General features: G+C 70.9%; 3 protein-coding genes and 1 tRNA gene. 3 read left to right on the top strand and 1 reads right to left on the bottom strand.

All coding sequences use genetic code 11. The features are described 5' to 3' along the window. Window positions 1-61: 61 nt before the first annotated feature. Complete coding sequence (locus ACFVBH_RS11930; RefSeq protein ID WP_379001308.1) at window positions 62-9,391, bottom strand: fatty acid synthase subunit beta domain-containing protein; 9,330 nt, start codon at window positions 9,389-9,391, stop codon at window positions 62-64. Window positions 9,392-9,780: 389 nt separating this feature from the next. Between ACFVBH_RS11930 and ACFVBH_RS11935 the strand changes: the two genes are divergently transcribed. From ACFVBH_RS11935 to ACFVBH_RS11945, 3 genes are all read left to right on the top strand, one after another. Then, window positions 9,781-9,862: transfer RNA gene (locus ACFVBH_RS11935), tRNA-Leu, on the top strand. Between the two features lie 274 nt (window positions 9,863-10,136). Then, window positions 10,137-11,300, top strand: coding sequence for an esterase-like activity of phytase family protein (locus ACFVBH_RS11940; RefSeq protein WP_379001309.1), 1,164 nt, complete (start codon window positions 10,137-10,139; stop codon window positions 11,298-11,300). A gap of 301 nt (window positions 11,301-11,601) precedes the next feature. Next, window positions 11,602-12,552, top strand: coding sequence for an alpha/beta hydrolase (locus tag ACFVBH_RS11945; RefSeq protein WP_379001310.1), 951 nt, complete (start codon window positions 11,602-11,604; stop codon window positions 12,550-12,552). Window positions 12,553-12,554 lie beyond the last annotated feature (2 nt).

Here is a 12,554-nt window from a genome sequence, read left to right on the forward strand (position 1 = left end):
TTTTCGTAGGCTCCGCGGGTCGTGAACTCAGCTGTGCGCCGCGACGTGCGCGGCACTTGCGCTACCGGCAGGCCGGTCCCGGGGGGACGGCGACATAGGTTGTGTCGCTGCCCAGGCGGGCCTGCTGGGACAGGAGCATGTCGGCCTCGAGCTGGCGGGACTGTTTCGCGGGGGTGCCGTCGCCGCCGAGGCGGCGGTCGGCGGGGCGCTCGTAGAGGGGAGCGCCGCCGCACATCGCCTCGGTGATCCGCTGGCGGCCGGCGAGCTGACGGTCCTGGGCCCGGCGCTGGTACTCCTCGCGCTTGCCGGGCTCGAGCGCCTCGATGAACGCCTGCGGGTGCACGATCGCGACCAGGCCGGAGACGTGGCCGAAGCCGAGCGAGGTGACCAGACCGGCCTTGAGCGGGAAGCGATCTCCCAGATCCATGGCCTCGCGCACCCACACCAGGTGCGGGTAGGCGCGCATCTTCTCGTCCACGCAGTCCAGGCTGCGGTTGGGCGGGATGACGCCCTGCTCGAGCACCTGGCACAGGCCGATCATCTGGAACGCGGCCGCGCCGCCCTTCGCGTGACCGGTGAGGGTCTTCTGCGAAATCACGAACAGCGGAGCGCCTTCCGAGCGGCCGATGGCCGTGGCCAGCCGTTCGTGCAGCTCGGACTCGTTGGGATCGTTCGCCGCGGTGGAGGTGTCGTGCTTGGAGATCACCGCGATCTCGTCCGGCGCGACACCCAGCTTGGCGAGTTCCTTGGCCAGCTTGGACTCGGGCCCGCCACGACCGGCGCCCAGCGCACCCAGGCCCGGGGCCGGGATGGAGGTGTGCACGCCGTCGGCGAACGACTGGGCGTAGGCGACGACGCCGAGCACGGGCAGGCCCATCTCCAGCGCGACGCTGCCGCGGGCGAGCAATACCGTTCCGCCGCCCTGGGATTCGACGAAGCCGCCGCGACGGCGGTCGTTGGCCCGGGAGAAGTAGCGGTCGCTGATGCCCTTGGCGGACATGATGGCCGAGTCCGCGGTGGCGGACATGTCGCCGAAGCCAACGATGCCCTCGATGCCGAGGTCGTCGTAGCCGCCGGCCACGACCAGGTCGGCCTTGCCGAGCCGGATCTTGTCCGCGCCCTCCTCGACCGAGACCGCCGCCGTGGCGCAGGCCGCGACCGGGTGGATCATGCCGCCGTAGGAGCCGACGTAGCTCTGGACCACATGTGCGAGAGCGACGTTGGGCAGCGCCTCCTGCAGGATGTCGTTGGCGCGCGGCTCACCGAGCAGGTTGTCGATGTACAGCGAGCGCATCGAGGACATGCCGCCCATGCCGGTGCCCTGGGTGTTGGCGACCATGGCCGGGTGCACCCACTGCATGAGCTCGGCCGGGCTGAAGCCGGAGCCGAGGAACGCGTCCACGGTGCAGACGATGTTCCACAGCGCCACCCGGTCGACCGAGGCCGCCATGTCGGCGGAGATGCCGAAGCGGGTCGGATCCCAGCCGGTGGGGATCTGGCCGCCGACGAAGCGTGAGAGCTTGGTCTTGCGCGGGACGCGAATCTCGGTGCCCGCCTTGCGGGTCACCTGCCAGTCGCCCGAACCCTCGACGGGGGTGATGATCGTCTGCTCGGGGCCGGAGGCGTAGAACGCCCGCGCCTCGGCCTCGCTGTTCACGACGAAGGTCAGGTCCTTGTCGAGGAAGACCGAGGTGAGCAGCGGCACCGTGTTGTCGATCATGGCGCCGTCGTCGCCGTAGCGGCGCACGCCGCAGCGCTCGACCACGGTGTCGTGGTACTTCTCGGCCAGCTCGGATTCGGCGACGTAGTCACCGGATTCGGTGTCGTACCAGCCCGGCTTGGGATCGTTCTCCCAGGTGACCAGGCCGGTGGTCCAGGCCAGCTCGAGCACGCCGGCGGCCGAGAGCTGGTCCGAGACCTCCATCTCGAAGCGGGTGCGCGCCGAACCGTAGGGTCCGAGCTCGCCCGCGCCGACGATGACGACCATGTCGTCGAGATCGGCGGTGACCGAACCCCATTCGGGGACCGGCAGCGCGGAGGTCATGGTCGGCGGCGCGGGCAGCGCCGAAATGGTCGCGGCGGCAGCCTCTTCGGCGTCCGCGCCGACGGCTTCGGCCTGCTCGCGGGCCTCCTTGGCCAGGGCGGGCAGATCCAGCTTGGCGCGCGCGAGCCCGCCGGTCAGGTCGATCTGCTGCGGTCCGGTCGCGGTGACGATGCGAGCGCGCGAGGTGCACCACTTGAGCAGCTCGTCGGCCATCTCCGCGGTGGACCAGGTGTGCACGCCGGCCTTCTCCACGGCCTCGACCAGCGGGTCGTTGCCGCCCATGAGACCGGTGCCGCGCACCCAGCCGATCAGCGCGTGCACCAGGGTGACCCGCTCGGCCCAGGACTTCTCCGCGCGCCACTTGGCGACCACGGCGTCGAGCGCGGCCTTGGACTCGCCGTACGCGCCGTCGCCGCCGAACATGCCGCGGTTGGGCGAACCCGGCAGCACCACATGCAGTTTCGCGTCCACGTTGTGATCCGCGCCGACCTTGGACAGCCCGCCGATGAGGCGTTCGACCGACCAGAGCAGAACCCGCATCTCCATTTCGGCGCGGGCCCCGGCGTCGGCCAGGTCACCGGCCACGCGGGGCGCGGCGAAGGGCAGCAGCAGCGACGGGATCATCGCCTCCTTGACCAGCACCTTCGCGCCGCCCGCGTTGTCGACCTGCTCGTTGCCGATCCAGTCGATGAGCGCGTCGACATCGCTGTAGGACGCCATGTTCGCGGGCACGACCCACAGGGTCGCGCCGTTGCGGGCGTGCTCGCGGTACAGCTTCTTGTAGAAGCCGATGCGGTCGTCGTTGAGCGAGGAGGTGGTGGCGATGACCGTCGCGCCACCGGCCAGCAGGCGCCCGGCCGCGGCCGCGGCGATGGAACCCTTGCTGGCGCCGGTGATCACGGCGATGTCCGAGGACCACACGCCCGGCTCTTCGGTGGCGACCGCGGCGTCGGCGATGCGGCCGTAGACCCCGGCCAGCACCGAGCGGGCTTCGCTCTTGGCGCGCTCACGCCACCAGTTGGCCTGTGTCGCAACGGCAGCGCCGGCGCCGAGGTACCCCTCGACATCCAGGTCGGCGACGTCGGCGTCCACGCCCAGCCACAGCCGCGCGAGATCCTCGCGGGCGCTGGCCCAGCGATCGTCGATGAGCAGGGCCTTGCGGGCGTCGAAGGCCGGTGCCACCAGACGCGGCCAGTCCGTGCCCAATTCGGCCGAGACCAGATCGACAAGGGTGTCGTCGGAGGCTTCGGGGGCGGAGATCTGCTCGGTCAGCCCGAGCTGCTCCAGGATGACCCGGGCGGTGGTGGCGAGCACGCCGGTGTTGCCGGTGATCTGCTCGGTGAACTCGCCCAGGGCGGCGGCGTCGACCGTCGCTCCCCCGCCGCCGCCGGCGGACGGCATGGATACCGCGATCCCGCGGCGTGCGGCCACGGCCTGGACCGCGGCATCGATGGCCGCGTCCACGGCGGCGCCGTCGTTGAGCCCGCCGGTGACGAGCCCGCCCATGTCCCCGCCGCGCACGCTGGCGCCTTCGCGGGTGCCGAGCGAGACCTCGGCGGTGACGTGGCTGGCCCAGCCGTCACCCAGGTCCCAGACCTTCTTGACGCGTTCGCCGATGGCGGCGGGCCGCTTGCCGGACGGGCCGAAGACCTTGCGCAGGTGATCGCCGATGGCGTCGGACAGCACCGAGCCGAACGGCTTGTAGGTGCGGGCCAGGCGCTCGACGGTGGCGGACAGCGCGCCCATGTCGGCGTCGGCGGCACCGTCGATGGCGCCGAGCGAGAGTTCCGCGCCGAGGTCGACCAGCAGCTGGTTGCGCCGCGAGGAGACGCCGTCGCACAGGCCCTCGATGGTGTCCACCGGGCCGATCTGGTCCAGCCGCAGCTTGGTCCACAGCGCGATGAGGATGCGGGTGGCGTCGGCCGCGCCGAAGGCGATGTCGTCCGGGCGGGGTCCGCCCGAGGACACCGGGGCTGCGGCCGGGGCGGCAGCGGCGGGAGCGCTTGCGGCGGAAGCGGTCTCGGCGGGAGTCTCCTCCGGCTCGTCGACCGGCGCCGGATCGGTGTCGGTGGCGTAGACGATGCCGGACTCGCGCTCGATGTTGAGCACCTCGACCACGGTGTTCGAGAAGCCGGGCAGCTTCAGGGTATTGGAGGCCAGGTTGGCGGTGGTCGGGGTGGCGGCGAGGCCGACCTCGACGAACCGCTCGACGCCGAGGCCGCCGTGCTCGACGTCGGTGAACAGCAGGTCCTGGGTCTCGATCCAGCGCACGGGGCTGGCGAACTGCCAGGCCAGCAGCTCGACGAGCACCACGCGGCACAGTTCGATGGGCTTGGCGGCCCACTCGTCCCATGCGGCGAGCACCTCGGCGAGCGGCTCGGAGGGCACCAGATCCGCGATCTCCCGGATGAATTCGCGTTCGAGGCTGAACGGGCGCGGCACCAGATTCGGGATGTAGCGGCCCACCAGCACCTCCGGGTGCAGGTCCGCGGGCAGCAGGCCCTGCAGCTTGGTGCGGAAGTCGGGCACGCCGGCGCGCAGCACGGTGGAGTGGAACGGCACGTCGATGCCCGGGATCAGGATGTAGGCGCGCTTGCCGCCGGTGATAGCGCGCAACCGCTCGATCTCGGCTTCGAGGGCGTCGAGTCCGGCGACCGTGCCCGCGATGGCGTACTGGGCGCCGCGCAGGTTGAGGTTCACGACCTCGAGGAACTCGCCGGAGGCTTCGCCGATGCCGGTGATGAAGTCGACGACCTCGTGATCGGCGACGCCGATCTGCGAGGGCCGGATGGCGGCCATCCGATAGTCGCTCAGGCCCTGGGCATTACGCGGAACCAGCTCGTGCATGGCCGAGCCGCGCTGGAACACCACCTCGAGGACGGCGTGCAGCGGGAGCACCCCGGCCACGGCCGAGAGCGCGTTGTACTCGCCGACCGAGTGGCCGGCCAGCATCGCGCCTTCGATGAAGACGCCCGCCTCGCGGAGTTCGGCGACCTGTGCGACACCGAGGGTCGCCATGGCGACCTGGGTGAACTGGGTCAGGTGCAGCACGCCCTGCGGGTGCCGGTATTCCACGCCCCGCGCCTTGAGGTAGGTCGGGTTGTCGCGGACCACGGCGAGAATCGAGAAGCCGAGGGCTTCGCGGGTGTGCTTGTCGGCGTCGTCCCAGACCGCCTTGGCGGCCTTGCAGCGGGTGCGCGCGTCCAGACCCATCCCCTTGGTCTGAATGCCCTGGCCCGGGAAGGCGTAGACGGTCTTGGGCGGCGCGACGCGACCGGTGGCGGTCATGACCAGATCGCCGTCGATGCGGCAGGAGACCTCGATGACCTCCGCGCCCTGATCCATGGCGACGCGTTCCACGCGCACGTCGATCTGCGCGCCCAGCCGGACCATGCCCAGGAAGCGGGTGGTCCAGGCGGACAGTGTGCGCGGGGGCACCTTGTCGGCGATGTCGATGGCCGAGACCGCGTGCTGGGCGGCGGCCGAGAGCCACATGCCGTGCACGATCGGGCTGCCCAGCCCGGCCAGCCTGGCGGCGGCGTCACTGGTGTGGATCGGGTTGAAGTCACCGGAGACCTGCGCGAAGGCGGCCATGGCGCGCGGGGCGACCAGGGTGACGTCGCGACGGCGGCGGCGCGGGGTGTCCTTGGCCTGCTCCGAGAGCACGCCGCCGGCGCGCGGCGGATCGCTGAGTTCGTTGGCCCCGGTGCGGCCGCGGATGGCGAAGCGCTCGGTGAGGGTGGCCACGGTCGGCATGGACATGCCGGTCTCGGGCTTGTCGAGCATGCCGGAGATGCGCACGCGCACCTCCACGACCCGGCCCATATCGGTGTCGAGAGTCTCGCCGGCTTCGGCCTTGACCGCGAGCACGCTTGCGGCGGAAGGCAGTTCACCGTTCAGCTGGATCTGATGATCCAGGTGCACGAGGTCGAGCATGCCCTCGATGACGCTGCGGTCATCGGCGGTGCGGGTGGCGCCGAGCACCGCGAACACCGCGGGCCAGCACGCGCCGACCAGCACGTCGGGCACGGTGCGGCCCAGGGTGCTCAGGCCGTCGGGCAGGCCGGAGCCGGTGACACCGGCGTGATCGGCGATCAGGTCCGGGCTCCAGGCCACGTTCAGGTGCGCGACCTTGACGCCGTCGGCGTCCTTGACCTCGGGCAGGGACTGCCCGGCGGCCACGCCGAGCAGCGCCGACATGGCGACGTCGGCATCGGCTTCGGTGATGACGGGCGCGCCGCCGTTGTACACGGTGACGGGGACGGTGACGCGGATGCGGACGGCGTCACGGCCGAGCAGCGGGACCGCCAATTCGACGTAGGAGTGGTCGGATTCGGGTCCGGTGACCGGGGTCAGGGTGGACCCGGTGGGCGGGTGGTTCGCGCCCTGCTCGGTGGTGACCCATTCGTTCAGGTCGCCGAGGCGGTGGATCGGGTTGACCGTGGTGCGGCCGGACCACTGCACGTCCGGGGCGGCCAGCACGATGTCGATGGCGCCCGCGGTGACGTCGGCGCGGCGGCGGCCGTCGACCGCGGCCGGGACGACGCCCGCGCGGACCAGGGAGTAGGCGGCGTCCTGCTCGAAGCGGTCCAGCAGTTCACCGACCGGCTCGTCCACGCGGGTGATGCCCGCGACGGCGACGGTGCCGGGAATGACGCAGACCTGATCGGCGGAGTAGCGCGGATCATGGGCCTGCCACAGCGAATCCGAGCGCCACCAGCGGCGCACGTCGCCGTCCACGACGGGTACGAAGTTGACCGGCTTGCCCGGGGTCTTGCAGAGCGTGACGAAGAACGGGACGTCCGCCGGGTGCAGCACGGTCGCCGCGGCGGCCGGGTACCGCTCCTTCAGCGTGCACAGCGCGCGCACCGGCTCCTCGAAGGCGGCGTCGTCGGCGAAGAGGGTCTCGATCTCGCCGCGGTCGGCCGGGTTGAGCCGGGACTCGGTGCGGCGCATCATCTCCGCGAAGCGGGTGCGCCAGGTGATGTCCAGCCAGACCGAGGCGGTGGCGTCGTTGATGGCGTCGGCGAAGTCGCCGCCGCAGTCGAAGTCCCGGCGCCGGTCCAGGCCGACCGCCAACTCGACGTAGCGCTCGAGCCATTCGGTGTAGGTCATGGTGGCGACGTCGCCGAAGTACGGCTTGGCGGTGCCGTTCAGGGCGGTGATGATCTCGTCGCGGCGGGCGGCCACGGCCTCGGCGTCGCCGGCGACCTCGTCGAGCAGGCGGCCGGTGCGCGAGGCGGAGTTGTCGATCTCGTGGATGTCCGCGCCCAATTGGCTACGGCCCGAGGCCATTCCGCCCTCGGCGGTGCCCGCGCCGACCCAGTCCGGGGTGCCGGGGGTGTCGACCAGGAGCTGCTTGACCTCGGGGGCGGTGGTGGCTTCGAGGGTCGCCATGGCGGCGGTGCCGACCAGGACGCCGTCCAGCGGCATGACCGGGTAGCCGTAGCCCTGCGACCAGACGCCGGTGAGGTATTCGGTGGCGCGCTCGGGGGTGCCGATGCCGCCGCCGACGCAGACGATCACATTGGCGCGGCTGCGCAGTTCGGCGTAGGTGTCGATGAGCAGGTCATCGAGGTCTTCCCAGGAGTGGTGGCCACCGGCCTTGCCACCCTCGATGTGCATGATGACCGCGTAATCCGGTGCGGCGTCGGCGATCCGCAGCACGGCGCGGATCTGGGCGACGGTGCCGGGCTTGAAGGCGACATGGGTGATGCCGACCTCGCTGAGCTCCTCGATCAGGGCGACGGCCTCGTCCAGCTCCGGGATGCCGGCGGTGACGATGACGCCGTCGAACGGCGCGCCCGCGGCCCGGGACTTCTGCACCAGGCGCTTGCCGCCCAGCTGCAGCTTCCACAGGTACGGATCCAGGAACAGGGAGTTGAACTGGACCGAGCGGCCCGGGTGCAGCAGCTGCTTCAGCTCGGCGACGCGGTCGGCGAAGATCTGCTCGGTGACCTGACCGCCGCCGGCGAGCTCGGCCCAGTGGCCCGCGTTGGCCGCGGCGGCAACGATCTTGGCGTCCACCGTGGTCGGGGTCATGCCCGCGAGCAGGATGGGCGAGCGGCCGGTCAGGCGGGTGAAGGCGGTCTCGACCACGACCCGGCCGTTGGGCAGGCGCACCGGCTTGGGCGCGAACTCGGACCAGGCGGGGGCGACCTCGGGGGCCGCGCCGGGGGTGAACAGGCTGCGCTGGCCGGGGCGGGTGGAGGCGGCGACCACGCCGACGCCGGTGCCCTTGAGCGAACCGGCGGTGAGGCGGGTCAGCAGGTCGCCGGGGCCCAGGTCCAGGATCCACTGCGCGCCGTCGGCGACGGTGGTGTCGACGATGGTGACCCAGTCGATGGGATCGACGAGGACTTCCTGGGTGAGGGCCGCGGCCAGCTCGGCGTCCAAGCCGCACTGCTCGGCCCAGCCGCGCACGATATCGACGGTCTCGCCGAGGGCGGGGTGGTGGAAGGCGGCCTCGACCGGGATGTCCTCGAAGACGGGGGCGAAGACCGCGCCGCCGCGCTTCTTGGACTCGCGCTCGGCGGCCTGCTCGTCGTGGATCTCGGTGCAGCGCTGACGGACTCGGTCGAGTTGGGCGACCGGGCCACTGAGCACCGCGCGCCGGCGGCCGTTGCGGATGGACAGCACGGCGGCCTTGGACTCGTCCACGCCGAGCGCGAGCTCGTCGACGACGGCCTGCAGCTGTTCGGGGTCGACGTTGGAGACCGCGACCATCGGGGAGCGGTCACCGATCGGCATGAGGCCGCGCCGGCGGGCGACCAGGCCCGCGGCGGCGCCGATCAGCTGGGCGACGGCGAGCAGTTCGGCGTCGCGGTGCCCGTGCGCCTCGGCGGCGGTGGCGGCGATCCGGCCCTGCGAGTGGCCGATGACCGCGGCCGGGGGCCGGGTGACGATGTCCAGGCCCTGCAGGCGCAGCGCGCGCAGGGCGGCGATCTGGGTGAGGAACACACCGGGCATGGAGACGGCGGCGGAGCGCAGCACCTGCGCTGTGGGCGCCGCCGACACCTCCCCCTGGTCCGGGTCCGCGAGGTCTTCCTCGAGCATCCAGGCAACCGGGTCGAAACCGACCGGCCGGACCACCAGCAGCTGCGCCGCAACGGGTTCCAGCGCCTGCGCGGCTTCGTTGACGAGCGAGGTCAGCTCGGGTTCGAGCGCGGAATCGCGCCCGATCTCCTCCAGTTCACTGAGCCACGCGGCGCCCTGGCCACCGAAGGCCAGCGCGTACGGCGCGCCCGCCAGCAACCGATCGAGCAGTGACGACCTGACTCCGCTTTCCCGACTCTTCCCCGCCAGCCTGGCCTTGGATCCGGTTCCGGTGCTCTCGTTGATCGTCAAGACGTTCGACTTCCTTCTCCTGGCGGCCCGCCCCCACAGGACTGGGCCGCGCTCACGGTGCGCAGGTGTTCCTCCGGCCTACTGGCCCTGGTAGATGGCGAGGATTCCACAAAATCATGAGGATCTCCTCATGTTTGGTCGCGGCCCTCCGGCGTACTCCCGGGTATTTCGGTACGTACGTACCAGAAGATTCAGAAACATGACCCTCCCTCATGTTTGAAGGCGCTGGTGAGGCCGGTTACATGAGTGAAGGAAATGTGAGGCTTCCTCATATTGGCGGTTACCAAATCGTTATAAGCCCAGGTAGGGTTACCGACCAGTACGCCACGCCCGCCCGGTGCTTCTGGTTCCCCGTTCAGCCCGGTAGAGTTTGGACGGTCGTACCGTTAGCGCGAGTGGCGAAATTGGCATACGCGCCAGATTTAGGTTCTGGTGTCCACGGACGTGCGGGTTCAAGTCCCGCCTCGCGCACTTCAAGATCCCGGCAAACCGCCCACCCCGGCGGTGCCGGGATTTTCCGTTTCAGCAGGTTGCCAGGGAGTTCCCCAGCGCGACAGTAACTATCGGGCAAACGCTATTCGCGGGTCCGGTCCCCGCGAACGAGGCGGCATCATGTCACGCGGGCGGCGGCCCGCCGGGGTAATCCCGACGCGAAGTCGTTGAGCGGGACGGGATCTGGCAGGCGGGCCGGACGGTGGTCACGCTGACGGCGCACAGTGCCCCTATCCGCAAAGGCTCTCGGACGATGACGTTCTCCCGACCCAGTACCGTTCTGCTCGCGGCCGCCGCCGGCCTCGGGCTCGCGATCACCCCGATCGCCGAACCCGCGCCCGCGCACGCCGACCTCGGCGGCCTCGGCCTGCGCTACGTCAATTCGGTGACACTGCCGGACGAGCTGAGCTTCGACGGCTTCAAGGTCGGCGGGCTGTCCGGCATCGACTACAACGCCGCCGCGCGAAGCTACCTCGCGATCAGCGACAACCGCGGTGAGCAGGGTCCCGTCCGGGCCTACACGCTGGATCTGCCGATCGGCGCGGACGGCAAGCTGGGTGATCCGCGCTTCGACACACTGATTCGGTTGCGCGACATCGACGGTCAGCCGTATGCGCCGCGCGCGGCGGACACCGAGTCCATTCGCTGGCTGCCGACACAACAGGGCTTCTACTACACCAGCGAGGGCGAGGCCAAGACCGGTCGCCCGGGTTTCCTGCGGCAGGCCGCCATGGACGGGTCCTACGTGCGCGACCTGCCCGTCCCGGCCGCGTTCACCCCGGAACTGGACGATGCGGGCGTCCCGGTCGCGGGCATTCGCGACAATCTCGGATTCGAGGCCATGGCGCCGTCGTTCGACAACACCGCGCTGATCGCGGTCAGCGAGAACGCGCTCGTGCAGGACGGCCCGGCCGCCGGGACCGACGCCGAGAGCCGAGCCCGGTTGGTGCAGATCCAGATCGGCACCGGAGCGAATCTCGCCGAATACATCTATCCGACCGATCGGGTCGCGCCGGGTGCGATACCGTCCGCCGCCGGCGTCGCGGAGATCCTCCCGCTCGACGCGGGACGCTTCCTGACCCTGGAACGCGGCTACGACCCGCGCACCGGTTTCACCGCCCGCATCTACGAAACCTCTTTCGCCGGTGCGGATCCGGTGACGGGCATGGCGGTCGCACCCGCGACCGCCCGCCCGATGGGCAAGAAGCTGCTGTTCGATTTCACCGCGAACGGGATCGATCCGCAGTGCGCCGAGGGCATGACCTGGGGCCCGGCGCTGCGCGGTGGCGCACGCTCGCTGATCCTGGTGTCGGACAACAACTTCGGGCTGGCGGGCAAGACCGCGTTCCATCTGCTCGCGGTCGACGGCGGCGGTTCCGGCAGCGGTGGCGGTGGCGGAATCAGCAGCGGTAGCTGAGCACGGTCGGCACCGACCTCGCCCTCATCGCCCACACCACCGTCACCACCCGCTTCCCCGACGACGCCATCCGCCGCTTCGACGGCGTCGTCCATGGCGGCGCACCGGACGGGTCCCACGTTCGGCACCACGAAGCCCAGATGCCGCACTGGTCCGGGGGACGCGCAAGCCGAACCTGAGCAACGGGTGCGGCCCCGCGCGGGAGTGCACCGTATCCACAGGTAGATAGCTATTTCCAGACCCCATTTCCGGACGGTGAACGCGAGTTGTCACCGCGTGCGACCGGCATGACGCTGGGGGCATGGAGTATCGCGAGTATCTGAGATTCATTCCGGCCCAGCATGTGCCGGAGCCGTTCACCGAACCTGTGTCGACGTGGTGGGAGTGGCGGGGCCGCCGGGTGCACATCGCGCGGACGGTCGACCCGCAGGCGCCGGTGCGGGTGCTCGCGATCCACGGCGGGGGCGGGCACGCGGGACTGCTGTGGCCGCTGGCCGCGCAGGCGGGGCCGGCGGGCGCGGAGGTCCTCGCCATCGACCTCCCGCTGTACGGGGACACGGTCGAGCCGCGGCCGCGAGCGGTGCGGTACGGCGACTGGGTCGAGCTGCTGTGCGAATTCGTCAGGGAGCAGGCGGTATCCGATCCGCGACCGCTGGTGGTGTTCGGGGCGAGTATGGGCGGCATGCTCGCCTACGAGGTTGCGGCCCGGACCGGCATGGTGGCGCACGTCGTGGCGACCTGTCTGCTCGATCCCGCGGACCCGGACGCCCGGCGGGCCGCCGCGCGCTGGTCGTTCACCGGCCCGTTCGCGCCCGCGCTGCTGGGTGCGGTGGAACCGGTGCTGGGCGGGGTGCGGGTCCCGATCCGCTGGCTGGTCGACATGCGCAACATGAGCCTGGACCCCGCCCTCTCGCGGCTGTGCGCACACGATCCGCGCGGCGGCGGGGTGCGGGTGCCGCTGGGATTCCTGTCGAGCTTCCTCCGATACCGCCACACCGCACCGGAGCTGTTCCCGAAAACCCCTGTCACCCTTGTACATCCCGCCGAGGATCGCTGGACGCCGCCGGAGCTGAGCGTTCGTTTCCTCGAAAGGCTCGGTGCGCCTACCGAACTCGTCCTCTTGGAAGGGTGCGGGCACTTCCCCGTCGAAGAGCCCGGCATCGATCGGCTGGGCGATGCCCTGCGCGAGGTACTCGCGGCGGTGCGCTCGACCGGCGCACCCGCCCCGGGTTCAGCACGGACGATCGAGTAGCC

Origin of the sequence: Nocardia sp. NPDC057668 (genome assembly GCF_042799795.1) — a bacterium.
Lineage (GTDB): Bacteria > Actinomycetota > Actinomycetes > Mycobacteriales > Mycobacteriaceae > Nocardia.